The sequence below is a fragment of the Candidatus Blochmanniella chromaiodes str. 640 genome, from assembly GCF_000331065.1.
GTDB classification, from domain to species: Bacteria; Pseudomonadota; Gammaproteobacteria; order Enterobacterales; family Enterobacteriaceae; genus Blochmanniella; species Blochmanniella pennsylvanica.
The window spans coordinates 493,470-517,447 of record NC_020075.1 but is presented as its reverse complement, the minus strand read 5'-3'; the positions used below and the strand labels follow the sequence as shown (position 1 = coordinate 517,447).

General features: G+C 27.8%; 15 protein-coding genes, 4 tRNA genes and 1 pseudogene. 10 read left to right on the top strand and 10 right to left on the bottom strand.

Annotation, left to right across the window (positions count from 1 at the left end; translation table 11 throughout):
• Positions 1-1,918: 1,918 nt before the first annotated feature.
• Complete coding sequence (gene ribA / locus BCHRO640_RS02175) at positions 1,919-2,518, bottom strand: GTP cyclohydrolase II (protein ID WP_015344678.1); 600 nt, start codon at positions 2,516-2,518, stop codon at positions 1,919-1,921.
• A 1,808-nt stretch (positions 2,519-4,326) separates the two neighbouring features.
• Between ribA and BCHRO640_RS02170 the strand changes: the two genes are divergently transcribed.
• Entirely contained in the window at positions 4,327-5,115 is a 789-nt protein-coding gene (locus BCHRO640_RS02170; protein ID WP_015344677.1) for an enoyl-ACP reductase FabI, read from the top strand.
• A gap of 255 nt (positions 5,116-5,370) precedes the next feature.
• A complete protein-coding gene (locus tag BCHRO640_RS02165) occupies positions 5,371-6,024 on the top strand; it encodes an MBL fold metallo-hydrolase (protein WP_015344676.1) in 654 nt (217 codons plus the stop codon).
• 167 nt (positions 6,025-6,191) lie between these two features.
• Here the strand turns inward: BCHRO640_RS02165 and BCHRO640_RS02160 are convergent, their stop codons facing one another.
• The 5 genes from BCHRO640_RS02160 to BCHRO640_RS02140 all read right to left on the bottom strand — a co-directional run bounded on the left by BCHRO640_RS02160 (position 6,192) and on the right by BCHRO640_RS02140 (position 11,573).
• On the bottom strand, positions 6,192-7,397 hold the full coding sequence (locus BCHRO640_RS02160) for an amino acid aminotransferase (RefSeq protein ID WP_015344675.1): 1,206 nt from the start codon (positions 7,395-7,397) through the stop codon (positions 6,192-6,194).
• Positions 7,398-7,615: 218 nt separating this feature from the next.
• Entirely contained in the window at positions 7,616-9,025 is a 1,410-nt protein-coding gene (gene asnS / locus BCHRO640_RS02155) for an asparagine--tRNA ligase (RefSeq protein WP_015344674.1), read from the bottom strand.
• A gap of 344 nt (positions 9,026-9,369) precedes the next feature.
• Positions 9,370-9,888 carry a bifunctional 3-hydroxydecanoyl-ACP dehydratase/trans-2-decenoyl-ACP isomerase gene (gene fabA, locus BCHRO640_RS02150; RefSeq protein WP_011282961.1) on the bottom strand — a complete coding sequence of 173 codons (519 nt, stop codon included), beginning with the start codon at positions 9,886-9,888 and terminating at the stop codon, positions 9,370-9,372.
• A gap of 830 nt (positions 9,889-10,718) precedes the next feature.
• Positions 10,719-11,036, bottom strand: coding sequence for a heat shock protein HspQ (gene hspQ, locus BCHRO640_RS02145; protein WP_011282960.1), 318 nt, complete (start codon positions 11,034-11,036; stop codon positions 10,719-10,721).
• 207 nt (positions 11,037-11,243) lie between these two features.
• Positions 11,244-11,573: a TusE/DsrC/DsvC family sulfur relay protein gene (locus BCHRO640_RS02140; RefSeq protein WP_015344673.1), complete on the bottom strand. Its 330-nt coding sequence runs from the start codon at positions 11,571-11,573 to the stop codon at positions 11,244-11,246.
• A gap of 292 nt (positions 11,574-11,865) precedes the next feature.
• On the opposite strand from BCHRO640_RS02140, the gene BCHRO640_RS02135 reads away from it, so the two are divergent.
• Positions 11,866-11,949: transfer RNA gene (locus tag BCHRO640_RS02135), tRNA-Ser, on the top strand.
• Between the two features lie 293 nt (positions 11,950-12,242).
• On the opposite strand, the gene BCHRO640_RS02130 is transcribed toward BCHRO640_RS02135, so the two are convergent.
• Positions 12,243-12,316: transfer RNA gene (locus tag BCHRO640_RS02130), tRNA-Lys, on the bottom strand.
• A 486-nt stretch (positions 12,317-12,802) separates the two neighbouring features.
• On the opposite strand from BCHRO640_RS02130, the gene pgsA reads away from it, so the two are divergent.
• The 3 genes from pgsA (at position 12,803) to BCHRO640_RS02115 (ending at position 13,943) form a co-directional block, all read left to right on the top strand.
• Complete coding sequence (gene pgsA / locus BCHRO640_RS02125) at positions 12,803-13,354, top strand: CDP-diacylglycerol--glycerol-3-phosphate 3-phosphatidyltransferase (protein WP_015344672.1); 552 nt, start codon at positions 12,803-12,805, stop codon at positions 13,352-13,354.
• Positions 13,355-13,777: 423 nt separating this feature from the next.
• A tRNA-Cys gene (locus BCHRO640_RS02120) sits at positions 13,778-13,848 on the top strand.
• 13 nt (positions 13,849-13,861) lie between these two features.
• A tRNA-Leu gene (locus BCHRO640_RS02115) sits at positions 13,862-13,943 on the top strand.
• 146 nt (positions 13,944-14,089) lie between these two features.
• Here the strand turns inward: BCHRO640_RS02115 and BCHRO640_RS03400 are convergent.
• The 3 genes and pseudogenes from BCHRO640_RS03400 to rne form a co-directional block, all read right to left on the bottom strand.
• Positions 14,090-15,038: pseudogene (locus tag BCHRO640_RS03400) on the bottom strand (L,D-transpeptidase family protein).
• Positions 15,039-15,417: 379 nt separating this feature from the next.
• Positions 15,418-16,341 carry an LpxL/LpxP family Kdo(2)-lipid IV(A) lauroyl/palmitoleoyl acyltransferase gene (gene lpxL / locus BCHRO640_RS02105; protein WP_015344670.1) on the bottom strand — a complete coding sequence of 308 codons (924 nt, stop codon included), beginning with the start codon at positions 16,339-16,341 and terminating at the stop codon, positions 15,418-15,420.
• Positions 16,342-16,747: 406 nt separating this feature from the next.
• On the bottom strand, positions 16,748-19,345 hold the full coding sequence (gene rne / locus BCHRO640_RS02100) for a ribonuclease E (protein ID WP_015344669.1): 2,598 nt from the start codon (positions 19,343-19,345) through the stop codon (positions 16,748-16,750).
• 516 nt (positions 19,346-19,861) lie between these two features.
• On the opposite strand from rne, the gene rluC reads away from it, so the two are divergent.
• From rluC to BCHRO640_RS02080, 4 genes are all read left to right on the top strand, one after another.
• Entirely contained in the window at positions 19,862-20,878 is a 1,017-nt protein-coding gene (rluC, locus tag BCHRO640_RS02095) for a 23S rRNA pseudouridine(955/2504/2580) synthase RluC (RefSeq protein ID WP_015344668.1), read from the top strand.
• Positions 20,879-21,774: 896 nt separating this feature from the next.
• Complete coding sequence (gene rpmF / locus BCHRO640_RS02090) at positions 21,775-21,945, top strand: 50S ribosomal protein L32 (protein ID WP_015344667.1); 171 nt, start codon at positions 21,775-21,777, stop codon at positions 21,943-21,945.
• Positions 21,946-21,996: 51 nt separating this feature from the next.
• A complete protein-coding gene (gene plsX / locus BCHRO640_RS02085; RefSeq protein WP_236608116.1) occupies positions 21,997-23,004 on the top strand; it encodes a phosphate acyltransferase PlsX in 1,008 nt (335 codons plus the stop codon).
• Between the two features lie 5 nt (positions 23,005-23,009).
• Positions 23,010-23,963, top strand: coding sequence for a beta-ketoacyl-ACP synthase III (locus BCHRO640_RS02080; RefSeq protein ID WP_015344665.1), 954 nt, complete (start codon positions 23,010-23,012; stop codon positions 23,961-23,963).
• Positions 23,964-23,978 lie beyond the last annotated feature (15 nt).

Genomic DNA, 23,978 nt, shown 5'->3' with positions numbered 1-23,978 from the left:
TTTATAAAACAGTGATTAATGGAAACTTACAAGGATTTTTATTTAAATTATTCAAAATAAATATTGTTATAGAAACTATTATCGTTTGTTAGTTACATCTCATTGAATTCATGATAGCTTAAGTATAAGTATGCATGTAAGTAGGTTGGTTGCAATATATTTAGTCGTGATGATATCATATATATATTTAATATTACATATAAATAAATTATTTTAATTTTTAGTGTTTATAGAAATTTTAATTGACATAATTCTAATGAATTATGGATCAAATAATGATTTATGTGCATTGGAATGATATGAGTAAAAAACTAGATATAATAATAAAAAATAATTAAGTTTAATAATTTTTTATAGATAAAATGTTATTAAATTAGTATTTAAATTATAGTATATATACTAATATTATTTGTTGATAGTATATTATACTAATGTATAAATTTTTTTTGCAATGGGAATTGCAGTATTGAATTAGATATATATATCTTTGGATATATGAATTTATATGTATGTGTCGTTAGTGATTAGATCTATTTTTATTAACCGAATTTAATATGTAATATTCATTACAATAATTATTGTTGTATAGTCAATGTTACTATAAAGTTGAATATATTATTTTTAGAGGATTTTTAAAATAAATTGATGATAGTTGATACCCCAAAATAATATTATATAATAAACTTTAAATTAAGTCTATAATTATTATTTTTATATATGAATGAAATATTTTAACTTATATTTTGATATGTTTTATTATTAATTGTGAAACAAAAAATGCTAATAACTATGTTATTATAGAAATAGTTGTTTGTTAATGAATTTATATTGATAGAGTTATTTTTTAAAATTGTGGTTTTATGTATTTTAAAACAGAAAATATTAGTAGTAAGTAAATTATTTGAAATTTCAGAGTTGTATAGCATCAATTTTATTGTATATACACAGCGGAGATATGTGAAGTAGTTTTAATTAAGGTTAGTTAACAACTAAATATTAGTTGTGTTCTATAGAGAAAAAATTGGAAAATTTATGTAATGGTAATATTATCAAAGAATTTATGTGTGGAGTAGGATAGAATTGATTGCTTATTATAATAATTTAAAGTTGCTTTTGTTTGTAGATGATCGATTATTTGGATCAAGAATTATTTTTTGAATATATTTGGGTTGGGTATTCGAAATTAAAATAAATGTTTGAATATGGATGGATATTCAAGTATGTAATCTATTTTAGATAATAGGGAGTCATAATTAAAACATATATAGATTACGCATATGATACGAATAAGTTCTGAATACAAGGATAACATGTTTTTATACACAGGAGTATATGATTTTTAAATTTGGTATAGTTAAATTGGAATGAATTAATATGTTAATAAAGGGGTTGTATTTGATGCAATAAATAAGACTTTAATTGTGGTGTATGTATTATTTAACGAATTTGAAAGGTAATAGTTTTTTGAATAAAAGAAAGATATTATGTTTGTGGATATTTTTCATACTTTGAAAGTATGTGTAATTTATGATAAGTTGGTGTATATTAAAATTAATTAAATTTAAATATTGTTTATCAATAGATTATTATTTTTTTTAGTTATTTTTATTTAGAATAGACTTATAATTAAAGTCGTGGTCTTTTTCTATAAAAGAATAAATAAAAAATGATTTTTTAAAAATACAACTTATAAAAAATTTGGATAGATTTTATTATGTGAATTAAATGGATTTAATTTTGTATATTTCATTTAAATTAAATACTGATATTTAAAATTATAATTTTCTTGATTGAAGAAAAGAAGATTTGCTCAAGTAGATAGAGCATGCGCGTATTGTTATTTTGTATATACAGAAGTAACTAATAAATTTGCTACATAAAAACATTTTTGCTTTTTTCGTTATCACGTTTATAATTTTTATTTATGATAACTATAAAATAAATGTCCCAATTTAGATGCTTTGGTATCTAAATATCTAGAGTTTTCTGGGTTTCTTCCTACAATTAACGGAACTCTTTCTGTAATATTAATACATGATTTATTTAAGATTTCTACTTTTTTTGGGTTATTAGTTAAAATACGTATTTTTTTTACGCGCAGTAATTTTAAAATATCTGCGCAAATAGTAAAGTCTCTTTCGTCAGGAGCAAAACCTAAACATTGGTTTGCCTCTACTGTATCAGCTCCGCTATCTTGCAATGCATAAGCACGAATTTTATTCAATAATCCGATATTACGTCCTTCTTGCCGATGATAAATTAGAATACCGCGTTTTTCTTCTGTAATACAATGTAATGCGGTTTGTAATTGAAATCCACAATCACAACGTGAACTAAATAAAGCATCTCCTGTTAAACATTCAGAATGTATTCGTGTTAATACTGGATCTGGTCCAGTGATATTTCCATATATTAATGCAACATGATTATGCCCAGTGAAATTTTCTTCAAATCCTACTATTAAAAAATTTCCCCAAAGTGTTGGTAATCTTGCTTCTGTTACCCGCCTAAGTCGCATGTTATTGCCTCTCTCAAGATGTCATCAAGAATGTTTATTTTTATTAAAGCATTGATAGTTTCTCAATAATAGTATTGAAGTATAAAATATGTTATATATACAAATATCTGTATTATGTTTGTTATAGTGCGATAACTTTGTTAATTAATAATTTCGATATTTAATATCATTGCCATACGTATAATTGTTTAATTTTTTTATAACATATATTATATGTGTTATTTATATTACAAATAATATTTGTTAGTGTTGTTCTTTTTAGTGAGTTTTATTAAAAACTATATGAAAAGATGATATTAAATCAGACAATTACAACTTGTATCTACAATTTTAAATATTAATATCTTTTTGAATTTTGAAGTTATATTAGTATAATGTATTTAATAACATTTATGAATATCTATTGCAGATTATTGATTTAATTAAAATTTTTTAAAACAAATAGGAATGATATACATAATTGGTATTTATTTTAATATATGTTTGTAATTACAGAGAAAATAAATACTTTGATATTTAATTGTGCCTATTATAAAAAAGAATAAATGATTGTGGATAGAGAAAATATCATATGTTTGTAATTTTTTAGATATGAAATTAGTACAACAGTTTATGAAATTAGTTAATATCTGTATGCAGAGATTTTATTGGATATTTATTGTTAAAAGATGATGGTATTGCAGATTTGAGTGTTTATATTATTAATATAAATAAATAAAATGATTTTAGTAAAATTTTTATGTTGTTTGTTATGAACAAACAGGTTTAAGGAACTAATACAATCCTAATTGTATAAGATTTTATTTTCTATTTTTTGTTTTTACATTAACATATAAACTATAAAAATATAAAAGTATAAACTAATAGAATGATAAATTCTGTTTTTAGGTAAAAATAAAAAAATTGATATGTGATATTAATTTATGTTAAATAATAGAAATGAATAATAGAAGTATTAAAATGTGATTGATTTTTTTAGATAATTTATTTTAATTTTATATAGAAATGAAAAAAGAATCCGTGCATGATCCATTTGATATATACTCAGATTTAAATTGCGTCTTAATATAACAATGATTAGAAATATTATTCGCAATTAATAGCGATTATGTAATTATAAATGTAATAATTATTTTCTACATATATCTGTATTTTATAATTTAGAGTGTCTACAGTGATTATACAGATCTGGATTTATCTCAAAATTAATATTTTTGAGATACACTAATGAGTAAGTCAAATTTAATTTGAGACTTTACAACAATATAATTAATAAAATTTTGGTTAAATATATCGCGACAGATATAATACAGAGTATTTAAAAATTTTTAAGATGAATGATGAGTAATAATGATTTGATAGATTGTTTACAAATATAATTTTTTAATAAATTTTTTGATAGTTGTGGTGGTTGCATAGAAGCGGATGGTGTATGTTTTTAATTAAAATATACTAGTATATTTTAATTAATGATCATTAATTAATTATCGCAAAATAGAGTTGGGGCATGACACGAGAATGGTTTATTATGGTTGAAATTCATATTGATGTTTGTGATATGGCAAACGTAGATTTCAATGGTAATGAAACATACAGTTTGTAGATATGATTATTATGACAGTAGTAATGTTTTATGAATTTTTTATTAGTAACTTATATAATTAAGATTGAAAACGATGTTGCTGTAATAATAGACAAGTTTATAAAAATGCAATAATATTTGTTACAATTAATTTTAAATGATTGATGTATTGATTATATATTTTAAATATTGGTTATAAAAAACTTTATATTTTGGAGATACAAACATGGCATTGCTTAGTAATAAGCGAATTTTAGTTACCGGTGTAGCTAACAATAAATCTATAGCTTACGGTATAGCGCAGGCCTTACATAGAGAAGGTGCTGAATTAGCTTTTACTTACCATACCGATAAATTGAAATTGAGAGTACAAAATCTGTCTAAAAATTTTGATTCTAATATTGTATTACCGTGTGATGTATCCGAAGATTCTTATATAGATAAATTATTTGTTGAGTTGAGAAAAAAGTGGTCGACGTTCGATGGTTTTATACATGCGATAGCGTTTGCTCCTACTGATCAATTGAAAGGTGATTATGTAGATACTGTTACTCGTGAAGGGTTTACATTATCTCATGTTATTAGTTCTTATAGCTTTGTAGGAATAGCTAAAGCATGCGAAAACATGCTTAACAATAGCGCATCCTTGGTTACATTGACTTATTTAGGTGCTATGCGTGCTACTCCTTATTACAATGTAATGGGATTAGCTAAGGCTTCATTGGAAGCGAATACTCGTTATATGGCCAATGCCATGGGACCAAAAAAAGGTATTCGCGTTAATGCGATTTCTTGCGGTCCTGTTCGCACTTTGGCGTCCTCTGGTATTAAGAATTTTAAAAAGATGTTGTTGTGTTATCAAAGGCAATCACCGATGCGTCGTAATATTTCTATCGATGAAATTGGAAATGTTGCTGTATTTTTATGTTCTGATTTATCATCTGGTATTACTGGTGAAATAATTTATGTTGATGGAGGATTTAATATCGCATCTAATATAGATGATGTAGAATGATTAATATAAATTAGTAATGCGGGATATAGTTATTATATTTGAATGTTTGAGACCGTTCGTGTTTTTAAAAATTTTTGGTTATAGTGAATATGTGATTTCTTTATAATTTGTTTTTTATTGTAGAATTTAATATTTAATTTTCACAATGTGATTGTGTTATAAGTATGATTTGTGAGGGTTAGATTCGTGTTGTAAGAATAATATTAGAATAATTATTAATTTTTAGAAATAGATATACACGATAATGGAATAGATATGCGATATAATATTATACCAGTTACTCCTTTTCATCAAAATTGTTCAATAATTTGGTGCGAAGTAACACATGAAGCAGTTTTAGTAGATCCTGGAGGAGAAAGTGATAAATTACGGTCAGAAATAGATAAATTAGGAGTAAAGGTAAATAAAATTTTATTGACTCATGGTCACTTTGATCATGTTGGTAGCGCTATGGAGTTACGACAATATTATAAAATTCCAATAATAGGCCCAAATAAAGCTGATCAATCGTTGTTAGATAATTTGTCTGTTCAATGCAGAATATTAGATATAGATCTGCCTAACAATAGTACTACTGCGGTTATCCCAGATATTTGGCTAGAAGATGGTGATACAGTACAAGTGGGCCGCGAAGTTTTTGATATATTACATTGTCCAGGACATTCTCCGGGGCACATAGTATTTTGGAATAAAATACGAAAATTTATGGTGATGGGAGATGTATTATTTAAAAAAAGTATTGGTCGCACGGATTTGCCCGGAGGGAATATTGCAGTCTTAATGAATTCTATTAAGACTAAATTGTTTCCATTGGGAGATGATATTCTTTTTTTACCGGGACATGGTAGCAGCTCGACGTTGGGTTATGAGCGTTTAAATAATATTTACATAACACATGCTATATCATAGAACAGTAAAAATTTATGATTCTCTCATGGGAGAGAAATTCTTTAAATTTAAAAAAGGCCGATGCGTGTACGCCGATTTATTATTTGTTTTTTATAAATATTTAATGCATTTATTTTAATTAAAATAAATGCATTAAATATCCACCAACCATCTTATCACCGAGATGGTTATGCTGTTGTTTGTAAAGTTTTAATTATAGAATTGCTGACATAATTGATGTTGTCATCTGATAACCCAGATAAATTAATTCTACCCGCTCCTACTAGGTAGATACCAAATTGATTTCTTAATCTTATCACTTGATTTTCATTTAAACCCATAAAAGAAAACATACCGCATTGTCGCTCAATAAAACTGAAATCTCTATTTTTATCATTAGTTTGCAAAGTGTTTGCAAATAATTTTCTCATATGATTGATGCTTTCTCGCATGTTTTTGAGTTCTTTTTCCCATGTAGATCGCAAAGTTTTGTTATTTAATATCAAAGATACAACGGATGCTCCATGAGCTGGTGGATTGGAATAATTTCCGCGAATAATAACGCGTAATTGACTTAATGCGTGTTCAGCATTTTTATTATTATTAGTGATTACAGTACACGCTCCTACCCGTTCATTATATAAACCGAAGTTTTTTGAATAAGAATTACATACTATCAACTCTGAATTTTTTTTACAGAAAATATATAAACCTTCAAGATCTTCTTGTAAACCACGCGAAAATCCTTGATAAGCTAGATCAAATAAAGGTAGCCATTGTTTTTTTGCTGATAATTCCGATAATATACTCCATTGTTCAGCGTTAGGGTCAATTCCTGTAGGATTATGACAGCAACCATGGAATAATACGACATCATTAGGATTAACGTCTTTCAAACTTGAATATAATTCATTAAAACTTAGTGAATTAGTGACACTATTATAATAAGGATAAGTATATACTTTTAATCCTGCAGCAAGGAAAATATTTCTATGATTAATCCAAGTAGGAGAACTAATCCATATGCGTTTAGAATTAGTATTTTTTACTATAAATTCAGCTGCAATACGTAACGCACCAGTCCCTCCAGGAGCTTGAACAGTTCGCATACATTTTTTTGAAATAATAGAATTATCATCTGTTCCAAATAATAAATATTGAGTTGCAGTATTAAAGGAATGTAAACCCTCTATGCTAAGATAATTTTTACTGATTTCATGTTTTAATAACCATTCTTCAGCTTGCTTGACGCTAGTTAAGACAGGAGTATTTTTCAGTTTATCGATATATACTCCTATTCCTAGATTAATTTTATTTTTTCGTTCATCAGCATCATAAATTTCTGATAAACCAAGAATTGGATCATCAGGTGCCATTTTAATAGATTTAAACATAACATGCATCCGTATTTATTATAATATGCAGAATATTTTATTTATATCAAAAATTATTATGTTTTTCCAATTATTTATATTGAAATTTTCAATTTTAATAATATAAGAATGTAAATATATAATCATACATATAATATATGTATATATGAATTATTTTTAAGCATTATATAATTAGATTTATTTTGTTTATGTATTTATGTCTATGCCTATAGATTTTGTCAAAAATTAATGTTTTTTGAGGTTCTGGGAAATGGAATGACATCTCTAATATTTTTTATTCCTGTTACATATATCATTAATCTTTCAAAACCTAATCCGAACCCTGAATGAGGCACTGTTCCGTAGCGGCGTAGATCACGATACCACCAATAATTTTCTTGTGTTAAACAGTTTTCTTGTAATCTTTGATCTAATTTTGATAATCTTTCTTCTCGCTGAGAACCTCCAATTATTTCACCGATCCCGGGAACTAAAATATCCATAGATGCCACAGTTTTATTATCATCGTTTAAACGCATGTAGAAAGCTTTGATGTTTTTTGGAAAGTTTTTTATTATTACTGGAGATTTGAAATATTCTTCCGACAGATATTTTTCATGTTCAGAGAACAAATCTGTTCCCCAGTGGATTGGATTATTAAATTTTCTGTTGCATATTTCTAGTAATTTTATTGCGTCAGTATATTCTATATGATTGAATTTAATCTCAGAGAAATTTTCCAGAATAGTAATAATATTTTTATTTATTTTATCAACTAAGTATTTTATATCGTCGGAACGTTTTTCAAGGAGTATTCCGATGATGTTTTTAAGTAAAGATTCTGCTAAAATAATGATATCATCTAAAGTCATAAATGCAGCTTCTGGTTCTATCATCCAAAATTCAGCTAAATGTCGATTAGTATTGGAATATTCTGCTCTAAAAGTTGGACCAAAAGTATATACTTTTGATAGCGCACAAGCATAAGCTTCTGCATTTAATTGACCTGATACTGTTAAAAAAGCTTTTTTACTGAAAAAGTCATAGGTGTCGTGAGTATGATGTAATTTTTCGTTTGGATTATTTAAAATTTTTTGAGTTTCTGAAGTAGATACGCGGAACATTTTGCTACTTCCTTCAGTGTCACATGCAGTAATTATAGGAGTAGGAATCCATATAAATCCTTGTTTATGCAAAAAGTTATGAATAGCTTGTGATAATGTGTCTCTGATGCGAGCAACGGCACCAATTGTATTAGTACGTGCTCTCAGATGAGAAACTTCACGTAGATATTCCATAGTATGTTTTTTAGCAGTTATTGGGTAAGTACTAGGATCTTCTATCCATCCTAATATTTTAATGTTTTTTGCAATTACTTCAACATGTTGTTTTATACCAATGGATTTAACTATTATTCCCACAATTATAACTGAGCAACCACTAGTTAAACGCAATATCTCATTTTTATAGTTATGTAACTTATCATACGCAATTATTTGTAACGAGTTGATACATGAACCATCGTATAAATCTAGGAAGGAGATTTTAGCTTTAGAATCTCGTCGGGTTCGAATCCAACCTTGTATAGTAATTTCAGTATTTTTTGATACATGACCACTTAGTATATCTACTACTGATACTACATTCATTTTATAGTCTCCTGATTTTTAGACTAATAATATTTTAATTTTTTAGTTATATTGTAAATATTAAACATCATATACTGATAATTGTATTTGAAATAGTATATAGCTATATAGCTCACAATTTTTTATTTCTTTAAGTACACTCGTAATCAGATATAGATAATTGTTACAACTTAATAAATTATTAATCAGAGATATGCTTATTATTATAATAATATATATATTGTTAGTTGTTGTAATATACAATAGTTGCGTCTTTTATATGAAATAAGTTAAATTTTGATGGAGTTAGTTAATAGAGGTACATTAATATGCAAAAATATTTTTATATTTTATATCTAAATATTTTAGAATACTGTAGAATTCTTAAATAATCCAACTTTTAAATCAGTTGCAGTATAAATTATTTTTCCATCACATGATACTTCACCATCAGCCATGCCCATAATTAGTTTTCTGTTGATGATTCTTCGAAAATGAATAAAATAAGTAACTTTTTTAGATGTAGGTAAAATTTGGCCAGTAAATTTAACCTCTTTTACTCCTAAAGCGCGTCCTTTACCTTCTCCTCCGAGCCAACCAAGGTAAAATCCTACTAATTGCCACATAGCATCCAATCCTAAACATCCCGGCATAACTGGATCTTTTATAAAATGACAATTAAAAAACCACATATCTGATTGAATATCTAATTCTGCTTCTATAAATCCTTTATTATAATTTCCTCCATTTTTAGTCATTTTTATTACTCGATCCATCATCAGCATGTTAGGAGCGGGTAGTGTAGGTCCGTTTTTTCCAAATAATTCACCCCTGCTGGAAGCTAATAAATCTTCTTTTGTATAGTATTCACGTTTATTAAGCATAGTACATCTCATCTTATGAATATATTTTCTCATTTCGTACAATATAAAATATCAAATTATTAAATCTGATTATATTCCGCGTGTGTGTATGTATATAATGAATAATATTTATTGCACTATATATTTAGTGATTTTATCAAATGATTAAATTTTTTTGATAAAAAGTTTAAGTCATTATGTTTTAATAAGATTTGAAATCTTATGTTCATTTTATGAATTATTCTAATATATTTATTTTAATCTGAAAATATTATTGTTTATTAAACATATATGAATCTATTTAAGTGCGCGTAATTATATTTAATATATATTACTTTAATATAAAAATGATTATTTTTGATATCAAACATGATTTAATGGTGTGTGATTTTATAAATATATATTTCTTAAAAAATATATTTTTATTAAAGATAATTAATATATATATTATGTTTTATTAAAAATATAGTTCTATATTAGATATAATGTGAATCTAAATTCTGACAAGATATATTAATTAATATTTATTATAATTAATATGTGGTAATAAAATGCTTTAAGCATCAATTGATATGTTCGAGTGAGAGTTTCTTATAGGCTATGAAGATAAGAGTTATGTTGCATATAGGTATTATTAGAAATTAATTATTACGATTAAATTATTATTTGAATTTGATATCAAATAATAGATATGTTTAATATTTAAGATATTTTTGAATTCAAATGGCTATATTATATTATAAATATAACCATTTGAAAAAAGTGTTTAAAATAAACCTATTTTGTATAGGAAATATAATATATTTGATAATTTTTTCATATATACATAAAAAGTTTCTTGGATATGAAGATTAATTTCTTAATCTTGGTGTTTGTAGTTGTAAACGAATAGATTCAGAAAGCTCATCTAAAGTTGTTTGTTCTGGATGTGTTAGTATGTTCTCATACCCTAGTTGTACTTCTGCTAAGTAGGTATGCATGGGTTTTCCTTCTTCATCTTCCATAACAACATGATACCAGGGAGATTTACGTAGGGTGTCATTTTTTGTAATTTCATCTAATGTAGGTTTTTCAAGAGAATATTCTGGATCTATATCTATTATTACTCCTAAATATCCTAATAATTTATGCCGTACTTGTTGTCCTATTCCAAATTTGCTAGCTATCATAACCCTCCCCTATTAAATGTCATCTACCGGAAATAATAGGATAGATATGGGATAAGATGATAAAATCAAGGGTAAATTATTATTAAGTAGATTTGATGTAAATAAACAATTTGTTTTTTATGTTAAATAAATTTAACAGCCCTCTATTTTAATGTCAAAAATATTTAATAAAACAATTTATTCTAAATTAAAATTGTGCTTATTGTATTATAAGCATTTAACGGGTTTAGGAAGGCCAGAAATTTTTGCAATTTTTTGAACTGCAGATCCTTGTCGAAATAAACGAGCAAGGTATTGGCTATTTCCTTTTTCTTTACCATGTTTAAGCGCTATAGCATTGATTAGTATTCGAATTTTTGGTAGGGAATTAAATTCCATATAAAATTTTCGTACAAAATATATAATTTCCCAATGTATTGTATTCAGTGTAATGCCTTCTAATTTAGCAATATTAATTGCAATTTCTTCATTCCAATCTTCAAGGTGAATTAAATATCCTTGCATGTCAATATTAGCATTAATTTGATTATATTTCATAGAGTTATTCCTTAATTACTTAATAAATTTATTATTATTATTCAATAATAATGCGCGGAGACTAAAATAGTGTTTATATTTAGATGTAATATATACTTGATATAGGTTAATAATAATGTTTTTAAATATGGTCTTTTTGTTTATAGGAATTATTTTTTTTATAATTCAGTATTGATTTCAGTATTAAATTAATAATTTAAACCATTTAATTTTTTGCTATACGTAGAAGTATAATGTATTTATTGTATGTATAAAAAAAAATGATAAAATAATTTATTATTTCAAATCTTATGGAGGAGTGGCCGAGTGGTTTAAGGCGCCGGTCTTGAAAATCGGTAATGTAAAGCATTCTAGAGTTCGAATCTCTACTCCTCCGGAGATTTAAAGTATAATGATATTTTTTGTACTAATGGAATGTGATAGAACCAATATTTTTGTTATTTTTTAAGAATTTGTATAAGTAAATATACTTTTTGAAAAGTAGTTATTTTGATGATTAATATGTGGTTTTTCATTTATACTATTTTAAGAGCATGCATTCAGAAGTAATTATTAAAGTTTTTGCTCTAATATTTTAGTTATTTCGTAGATATATATTTATGTTGAAAATTTTAAAAGGTTTTTCTAACTTACTGAAAATGTTAGCAGATATTGCAGTGTTTCATTGATTGGGTCGTGTAGGATTTGAACCTACAACCAATTGATTAAGAGTCAACTGCTCTGCCATATTGAGCTAACGACCCAATTATATTTTTAAAATATATGATACTATGTTAGTAACTAAATTGAATTTTGATTATTTATTCTTTATATATTACTATGTGTAATTGGTTATTTAATGAGTTAAAGACAGCCCAATTAATTACAGTAATTCACAAGTATTGTATGTACAGCAGTAGAATACTATGGTCTTCATATTCTATGATATCACATAATAATAGAAAAATTGATGATTATGTATTTTATAAATATTTTATGATGTAAGGTTGCAACGATGTAGTTTATTAAATACATGGATACTACATTTCAATTGTATGTTATAAGAATATTGGTTATAGGTTAAATGAGTAGTTCTTTATCTAATTAAGTGTATCAATTATATTGATGGTGAATAATGTTATTATGTAAAATTCTTTATATGTATAAAGAATGGAGTATGTATTTGTACGATTATAGCTCTTTTAAGAGCTAACATTTTAATTTTGTTAAATTAATTGTTTTTTGTTATTATGGATATTATTAATATACCTACGTATCTTACTTTATTACGTGTTGTCATGGTACCGTTTTTTACGGTAATGTTTTATTTACCTGTAAGGTGGGCGCCGATGATATGTACCATTATGTTTTTTGTTGCGGCTGTTACAGATTGGTTTGATGGGTTTTTGGCTCGTCGTTGGAAACAAACTACTAGCTTTGGTAAATTTTTAGATCCAGTAGCAGATAAAGTTATGATAGTTGCAGCACTTGTTTTAATAGCTGAGCATTTTCATACGTGGTGGGTCACATTACCGGCGTCCATTATAATTATTCGCGAAGTGATTATATTAGCATTGCGTGAATGGGTAGCTGCAATTGGTAGTCGTAACGGAATTGGGGTTTTATGGATTAGCAAAATCAAAACATTTGTACAAATGTTGGCTTTAACTGCATTACTATGGAGCTCTGATGAATGGATAGTAATTATAGGCATTGTTGCGTTATATGTTTCAGTGTTGTTGACATTTTGGTCTATGTGCCAATATTTATATATTGTGCGTTATGACTTGTTTAATTATTGATTTTTATTTATATAGATTATAATTTTAAGGTGAGCATGTAATTGTATTTATTTGAAAAATTGGACTGGCATTGACCGCTATCTATATATAATATAGGGTTATTTATGTAAACTTACATTATATTCTAGCATTAAGTATGTATATTACTTATATAGAAAACGTACACTTATTTAAAGATAAAAATACAATTTGAATTTGATCACTGATGCCAATACGATGAAGATCATGTTGATAATTGAATCTATATCATATAAGGATTATATCCTTTTTAAATAAAAGGATGGTGTGAAATTGCTATAGGTCTGTTATTGTTAAGTTGATCAGTAACAATTTAAATTGTTACTGAAGAATATATGAGATTAAAATTTGGTTATGTTGATAGGGTTTGTATTTTGTTGTATGTCTGGTTAATATTTTTTGTGAGGCGCGTTGGCAGAGTGGTCATGCATCGGATTGCAAATCCGTATATCTCGGTTCAATTCCGAGACGCGTCTTTTTATCTGAACAGCCCGGGTGGTGGAATTGGTAGACACAAGGGACTTAAAATCCCTCGGCTTTGACTGTACGAGTTCAAATCTCGTCCCGGGTAGTTTTTTGCTATAGTACTATGTGTGATAAAAATTTTTTAAATATTAAAAATGGTTTTTATTCAAAAATAAATTGATTTGATAATTGCTAGTATGTATTTGCAGTACGATGCCATTATGTTTAATATGGATAGTTATTTACTAATAATTATTTATTTTCATTGTTGGTAAGTTTACGTGTAATGTTTATCGGTATACCGGAACGATCTTTTAATGCTTTGTTAATTATTTCATAATCTACGTTGGAATCATTTATTAATATAGATCGTATTTTTTGTTCTAAATGTGCTATTATCGATGCTTCTGATCTTTTTTTGTCTTTGTTACAAGACAACGGATTATGAATTTCTAAATACCGCATACCATTTTTTTCAACAGTACTTTTCACAGGTTCATTTATAAATTGTACTTTAGTACCGACGGGGACAATGTTGAATAGGTATTCAATATCTTCAGGGCGTAATCTTATGCAGCCTCGAGTTATTCTAAGGCCGATTCCGAAATTCCTATTAGTGCCGTGGATTGCGTAATTTTTTTCTAAGTATAAAGCATACAGCCCCATAGGATTACTAGATCCAGCCGGAAATATGGTAGGTAGGATTTCTCCATGTTTAATGTATTCATCACGCATACTTTTGGTAGGGATCCAAATTGGATTTTTTTTTATGTGTTATTGAGGTTATCCAATGTGATGGTGTTGCATTTTTAATGGTTCCGATAGCTATCGGTAACACAATTACAGTATTTTTTTTTTCAGGATAATAGTATAATCGCATTTCAGCGTTGTTAATAACAATACCTGAATGAGGCGTATTTGGTAAAATTAATTGATGTGGAATTATTAATTTTTTTTCTGAATCTGGAAGATATACATCGACGTCAGGATTAGCTTCTAACATGTTGCTCATTCCTACTTGAAATTGTGCAGAAAAATACTCAAGAGAATATGTATTGTTTTTAGGTGTGAAAATTTCAATATTTTCGCCTATTAGTCTATTATTGTTATCAGGTAATGTATAAACAGTAGCAGTAGCTAAATACTGATGTAAACCAATAATAAAAAATATTATATTATAAAAATATATTTTTGTGTTCATATTTATTTATATTGTTTAAAAAAATATGTGTTTTGTTGTTTTTATATTATGATTAATAGCGTTGTAGAAATTATTTAAAAAATTCTTAGGAACGTTTAATTTTAATTTATAATCAATCCATGTAACCTCTCATTATATCAAAAAATTGCATGAAATTGCAGCGGTATATAATAATATAATTTTTATTAATTTCAAAAAATGATTATTTAGTTAAATAGAAATATTTTATTATATGATGTGATTTAAATAATTATTTAATTATGAAATGAGATGGATAAATTACGCATATTTTTAGTATCTGCATGTATACCAATAATAATTTATATAATATGAGTAATTTTATCGGCTTGCAATAAGTTGTTTGATTTTTTTCGTTTAATTAATATAAAGGAGATTCTCCAGGAGGACGGGTTTTAAATCGACGGTGCAACCACATATATTGGTCAGGGGCTAGTAAAATGACTTGTTCGATTACTTTATTAATATGTTTGATCATGTTGATATTTGTGTCTAAAGGTATTTCATTTTGTTGATTTGGCAAAATTAGTAGTTCATATCCGAGAACATTAGGTAATCTGCGTGCCACAAAAGGAACAATTGCAGGTTTGGCTATTTTTGTGAGTATATAAGTACCGATAGTACTCGCTGCATTTGACACTGCGAATAAGGGGGTAAATACACTGTTTTTATATCCATAATCATGATCTGGTGCATACCAGACGATTTCACCGTGTTGCAAAGCTTTGATCATGCCTTTAATATTAGTACGGTCCAACATGGTTTTATTCGATCTTAATCGTCCCTTGGTTTGTAACCAGTTTAATAATGGATTATTATTAGGACGGTAGACACCAATGCCTGGATTTAGCATACCTAAAATTCGTGCACCTAATTCTAGAGTAAAAAAATGCATCCCAATTAGTAATATGCCTTGATTTTTTTTTCGTGCTTTGGTTATACTGTCTAGTCCATTAATTTTAAACCAGCGTTTAATTCTATGTTCTGACCAAAACCAAGCCATGCCAGTTTCAAAAACCCCCATACCTATCGATTCACAATTTTTGTTGAACAAATTTTTTTGTTCTTGACTTGGTAAATTAGGGAAACAGAGTTCTAAGTTTCTACGAATAATGCGCATGCGGTTTGTCATAAAATATTTTGTAATACGACCAATTCTAGTACCAAGATAATGTATGACAGGATAAGGGAGCAATACTAAAATATATAATGTTCCTATACCTATCCAGATTAACCAAAATCGTGGGCTTAAGAAAGAGTAATTAAAAACCGGAAGTTTTCTCATATGTAGTTGACATCATATAAACGGCATAATTAAAATGTATTAACGTATATTTACAATATTAATTGTTACGATCATCTATATTTTTAAAGATCTATTTTCATAAAATAGCATGCATACATATTTGTGTATAGCACATATTAAATTGTTTATGTAATTTTGCAGCGAATAAAATTTTTTAAAATTAAGTATATATGTGCATGCATCTAGAAAATGTATTTATTTGAATTAGTTATTTCTTTAGAGATTGTAAATCTTAAAAAGAAAAATACAATTATAAATTCATTTTATTAAAAAATGAAGAACTAGTTTTTATTTTGAATTATATTTTGGATATATGAACGGTATGTGTATGTAACGAACTTTCGAGAGTTATTTTAGTGTTATGTTACATTTATTGAGTAATATTTTACTGCATTTTCTTTGAGGTAATTTTTTCTCGACGTTGTTGTAACCGATATTTAAAATTTATACGAAAATGACGAGAAGATCGACGTATACGCCTAATTAGTTGTGTATGGTTATTGTTGTCTTGCTGAGATATGTTGTTGTGCTGTTCAGCAATGCTATGGTTAGCATGTGGATAATGAATGATAGTATTGGTACTTTTTGGAATATATAGAGTATTTGATGTCAAATCAGAGGTATGAATATTTGTAGAATTATCAATAGTATTGGAGTTGACTTCAGCAATGGTGGGTTTTTTGTCAAAAATGCGGGAATCTGCTGCATTATATGTTTTGTAGGAATTGATATTTATAGATACTACTGGTTCTTTATTTACTTTCATATGCAAGGTGTGTTCAGATTGGTAAAGTTTTCGCCATATCCAATATTCTGAGTGATGTGCCTTATTTAAGTGCTGATGTTTAACGTTGTGCATATATCTTTTTTTATATTTCTGTATAGGTGGTTTTTTCGTTATTTTTTCAATAGATTGTGTTGGATTAGTGTAGTAGGGAGTAGGTATGGACTTGTAAATATTGTCATTAAATTTCGATAGAGACTTAGTATTGTTATTATTATTTTTATTAAAAAAATCTGTTATTTTTTTATGATTATTTAAATTAGTTTTGTTTTTTGTATTATGGGTATAATTTTTTTTATTATTATTGCTATTATATTTAGAATAAAAATTCGGATATGACTTGAAACAATGATTTACGCTCTGAGATGGTTTGTGTTGATATATAATTTTAATGTATATCCAATGAATGTTTTTGGTGATTATTTTTGATAATGTTTGTTTTAAATTATTATAACTTATGATACATAAACTGAGTATTTTATGGCAACGATTTTTAATGTTATCAAACCATGATATTTCTCTTTTTGATTTAAATTGTAATTTGTGATTTGCATAATAAAAAATTTTATTATAATCAGGTATTAAATTTGATAGGGCACGCGCTGTTGACTGTAGTTTTTCTGTAGTATAAGTATAATTTGAAGAAATCATTTCTCCTGATGATTGGGTTATTTCATAGTCTTGATTTGTTGCTAACAAATAGCTTGGTTTATTGTATGTTTCTCCTTTACGTATACGTCGTATTTCGTAATTTGGAGTTTTCATTTGTGCATAAGGCACTATAATGGCACGTACTCCTTTTTGTCGTTGTTCTATATCGCTAATGGCTTTTCGTTTTTCATTGAGTAAATATGAGGCGATAGCTACAGGAACGATAGCATGTACTTCATAAGTATTATCTTTTAGTGCTTCTTCTTCAATTAAACGTAAAATTGATAGAGAAAGAGATTCATTGTCACGAATGCTGCCTGTTCCGCTGCAACGCGGGCAAATATGATGACTTGATTCTCCAAGCGACGTACTTAATCTTTGTCTAGATAGCTCTAATAGACCAAATTTAGAAATATGTCCTATCTGAATGCGGGCGCGATCCTGATGCACCGCTATTTTTAAGCTATTTTCAATTTCTCGTTGATGTCGAATTGGAGTCATGTCTATGAAATCTATAACAATTAATCCACCTACATCACGAAGACGTAACTGACGCGCTATTTCATCAGTTGCTTCTAAATTGGTATGAAAAGCTGTATCTTCAATGTCTGCTCCTTTAGTAGAGCGTGCAGAATTAATATCGATTGCTGTTAGAGCTTCGGTAGTGTCTATAACAATGGAGCCTCCAGATGGTAATCTTACTTCTCGTTGAAACGCTGATTCTATTTGAGATTCTATCTGGTAGTGACTAAATAAAGGAATATCGCCATTATAAAATTTTATTTTTTTAGTGAAATCTGGGCGACCTAAAGAAGTTATATGTTCTTTAGCTAAATGCATAATTTTAGGATTATCAATTAAAATTTCTCCTATATCTGGGCGTAAATAATCTCGAAATGCACGTACAATAACATTACTATCCTGATGAATTAAAAAAGGAGCCAAGTGCTTTGCTGCGGTATTTTTGATGGTTTTCCAATGTTGCAAGCGAGAAGTTAAATCCCATTCTAATGCCTCGATAGATTTTCCCAGACCAGCGGTACGAATAATTAAACTCATTCCTTCAGGTAATTCTAAAGTAGATAGAATTTCTTTTAATCCGATACGATCGTTTCCCTCAATTCGTCTTGAGATTCCGCTGGATTTGGGATTATTTGGCATGAGTACTAAATAGCTACCTGCTAAACTGATAAAAGTAGTTAATGCAGCACCTTTATTTCCTCTTTCTTCTTTATCTATTTGTACAATTAGTTCTTGTCCTTCACATAAAATTTCCTTAATATTGAGCTTATTATAGGAAGCTGGCGAAGAAAGAAAATATTCGTGTGAGATTTCTTTTATAGGAAGAAATCCGTGTCGCTCGACTCCATAATCTACAAATACTGCTTCTAAACTAGGTTCAATTCGGATAATTTTTCCTTTATAAATATTTGATTTCTTTTGTTCATGACCTACTGTTTCAATATCTAGATCATATAATCGTTGTCCATCTACTAATGCTACCCGTAATTCTTCTTGTTGAGTAGCGTTAATTAACATTCTTTTCATTATAATTTTTGCTCAATGTTGATATATTGAAATGTAGATATTTTGATTTAAATATCTAATTATTTTCAGTATTTTTATAGTTTGATGTTTAATAGATTTGCATTTACAACTTAAATGTATAATTATTTTTTGCCTAGAAGGTTCATGGAATTGTTAATAACCATATATTTATGCAAATCATAATATTAGTTATCGATAGACTATTGTATAGTACATAACGTTATTGCGAATGATATTTATTATTGTTGTTATTTTTTAGAATATATCAGCTATAAGTAATCTTATTGTAACCAAATGAACTAATAATTGTACTTGATATTAGATGAAAAAATAACACTCTAAAAATAGTATATGTATGAAATTAAATGTTTTAATTTAAAATTATTAATTGTGAATATTAAATATATCAATTTTACAGTATTTATCATGCAAGCTTATATTAGCTTGCTAAGATTACGATCTTTTCATTACCTTTATTATTATATTAAAACAATTATGTAATTGCCATGGGTTCTTATGAAAGAACATGATATAAATGTACATTTTATTAGAATTTCTTCAAATTCTTCTGGTCAAAGAATTGATAACTTTTTATATACTTATTTAAAAGTAGCACCTAAATCTATGATTTATAAAATTATACGAACTGGTGCAATACGTGTTAACAAAAAAAGAATTAAATTTCAGTATAAATTGCAAATAGGAGATTTATTAAGAATTCCTCCAATAAGAGGAATAAAAATCAATAGATTTAATACGAAATATATGGAAGAAGTTGCATTCTTACAGAATATCATAATTTATGAAGATGATTATTTATTAGCACTGAACAAGCCTACTGGCGTTGCTGCACATGGAGGAAGTGGGCTTAAATTTGGTGTTATTGAAGGATTGCGAGCATTACGTCCTAAAGCACAGTTTTTAGAGTTAGTTCATCGTTTAGATCGAGAAACTTCTGGTGTGTTATTAGTGGCTAAAAGACGTACTGCTTTAGTATATTTACATGAACAATTACGTTTACAAAATATGAAAAAGGAATATTTAGCTTTAGTACATGGAAGATGGGATGTAAATCTACAAATAGTATCCGTGCCATTGTTTAAAAAAAACACTTTACTTAACAGTAGCAGAGTTGTTTACATAGACTCGGAAAATGGAAAATTTTCTACAACTCATTTTCAAATTAAAGAATATTTTGATAATGTAGCAACCTTTCTGGCAATTAAACCTATTACTGGACGCACACATCAGATTAGAGTACATACTCAATACGCGAGTCATCCTATTGTAGGGGATAACCGGTATGGTAATTATCAATCTAATACTCGATTTAAACGATTTGGATTTAATCGATTATTCTTACATGCTTCTATAGTGCGTTTTATACACCCAAACACAAAAAAAAAATTCCATATACATGCGCCATTAGATCAATCATTTCATAATTGCTTATTTTTTTTAAGAAATTTATCTGTAAAAAGTTATGATTGTTTATTAGAAAATATTAGTAAAAATATAGATAATTTAAAATAATTAAAATTTATTATTGTTAACTTTTTATTAGAAGGATGATATGCGTAATTTTATTTTAAAATAATTGTGCCTATTTATTTTTTTAATAAAAAATATAAGTAAGTTAACATTGATTTAATTACTTATTTTTAATAAAAATATTTTACGAAACAATGCATTTTTGAAGTAACCGCATAATTTAATTATGAACTATGTGGTTAATTTTAGTTACAAATATTTAGAAACTTTATCTTAAAGAGTAAAAAATTAATCAATTGTTTTAATGAGTTATGAAGTGCATGTATATTTAGTAATGTTGATGATGAGTAAGAATGTAATATTTAGGATGAGCTATATAATATCATAAATGAAGGATTGTATATATTTAAGTAAATGGAATTTTATTGAAATATATCATGAAATTTTATTAGTTGGATTAATATATTAGTGATCGATGTTAAAAGATCTATTGTTAATATCTCTTAAATGATATTTTTTATTTTAAAAAGCAGTAAGTTCATAAAATGAAACTGTAAAAATACAGCATTATGATATATTGGTATATTTTATATCAACTTATTTTTATACAGTTAATATATAATTATGTGTGTAAATGTAGTGATTGTATGTGGTCACTATTTTCTTAAACAGTTAGAAGCATGTTTTGTGATAATGTAAAAAAGTAGGTTGAATAAATAAGAAATTATATTTGCGGAACGATAGATAATTAATCATAATATATTTTCTGCTAAATAATTATTTTTATATTGAAAATGAACAATATTTCTATCTTAAAAAAAACTACATGTATGTGTGATTAAATAAGTGAATATTTTAATTATTAGTCAATCTTATTAAGATTAGATCGGTTTTTTAATAAAAAATAATATTGAAATATATCAAAAGGAGAGTATAGCATGGCCGTACAACAAAATAAATCTACTCGTTCTACAAGAGGAATGCGTCGTTCTCATCATGCGCTGCGCTCGGTTACTATATCAGTAGATCGGACATCTGGAGAAACACATCGCCGTCATTGTGTTACTTTTGATGGATTTTATCGTGGGCGAAAAATGATTGAGAAATAATTTTTGAAAAACGATATACAGCTACAAAATTTGGTTATCGCATTAGATGCGATGGGTGGCGATTTTGGTCCTGTGGTAACGGTGCCAGCTTCTTTACAAGCGTTATCTTTATATCCAAAACTTAGATTGTTACTCGTTGGAAATCCTGATGCGATTTTACCTATATTAGCAACATCAAAATCTATAGACCTTGATAGATTAACTGTTATTCCAGCAAGATCGGTAATAAGCGGAGATGTAAGGCCTGCTCAGGCTATCAGAGTGAGCAAAGATACTTCGATGCGCGTAGCTTTAGAGCTTATCAAGTCAGGTCGCGCTCACGCTTGTGTTAGCGCGGGAAATACAGGGGCTCTCATGGGTTTATCTAAATTAGTGCTTAAGTCTGTACACGGTATTGAACGCCCTGCTCTAACAACGTTGCTGCCGCACAAAAAACAAGGAAAAACTGTCATTTTAGATTTAGGCGCGAATATTTCATGTGATGGTGCAATGCTGGTACAGTTTGCGATTATGGGTTCAGTATTATCAAAGCAAATTTTAGGCGTAAGTAATCCAAGAGTAGCATTATTAAATATCGGATCGGAAGAAACTAAAGGATTAGATAATATTCGTCACGCTTCCAGAATATTACATACTATTTCATCAATTCATTATGTTGGTTATGTTGAGGCGAATGATTTATTAATGGGGAAAACAGATGTTTTGGTTTGTGATGGATTTATTGGCAATATTACTTTAAAGACTATGGAAGGAGTTATAAGAGTTATTTTATCAACGTTACAATCTTCAGAGAAAAAAAATAAGTTGAACTGGTTTATGCAAATTATTAATTTTTGGATCAGAAAGTATCTGTTTAAGCAATTTAATCAATTTAATCCTGATTGGTATAATGGTGCTCACTTGGTAGGTTTACGTAGTACGGTAATAAAAAGTCATGGAGCAGCTAATCAACACGCATTTATTGCTGCTATTACACAAGCAATGCATGCCGTGGAACGGGAGGTTCCAGAAAAAATTTCTCATCAATTAAGTACAGTGTTATCTAAAAATAATCATTAATATACATGTTTACTAGAATTCTTGGAACAGGGAGTTACTTACCTAAAAACATTAGATCTAATATTGTTTTAGAAAAAATGGTAGATACATCGCATGAATGGATTGTTGCCCGTACTGGTATTCAAGAACGGCGTATTTCTACTTCTGATGAAACTGTTGCCAAAATGGGTTATTTTGCTGCTAAAAGAGCTTTAGATATGTCTTGTGTGCACTCTGATAAAGTAGGGATTATTATTGTTGCAACTACATCTTCCAGTCATGCATTTCCTAGTTCAGCGTGTCAAATTCAACGTGATCTACATATACGAGATACTATTGCTTTCGACTTATCAGCAGCTTGTTCTGGATTTGTTTATGCACTAGGTGTAGCGGATCAATATGTTAGAAATGGAAGCGTAGATTATGCTTTGGTTGTAGGGTCAGATACTTTAAGTCATACTCTAAATCCTAGAGATCGTGGAACATTGATTTTATTTGGGGATGGAGCAGGCGCAGTAGTACTTGGTCGCTCGAAAACACCAGGTATTATTTCTATTCACTTACATGCAGATGGAGATCATGGGGATTTATTGACTCTTCCTAATTGTAATAGAAAGAGTCCTGCTATATCTAATTATTTAACCATGTCTGGCAACAAAGTATTTAAAATAGCTGTTTCTGTTTTAGCGCGCGTTATCGATGAGACTTTGAATGTTAATAATTTACATCGAGATGAATTAGATTGGTTAGTCCCTCATCAGGCTAATTTAAGAATTATTTCTGCTACTGCTAAACGATTAGATATGGATATGAGAAAAGTAGTAATTACGCTTGACAGACATGGGAATACATCTGCAGCTTCTGTTCCTTTAGCGCTAGATGAAGCTGTACGTGATGGTCGTATTAAGTCAGGTCAACTAGTATTATTAGAAGCGTTTGGGGCTGGATTTACCTGGGGTTCAGCATTGTTACGATTTTAATTATGAGAGGAATAT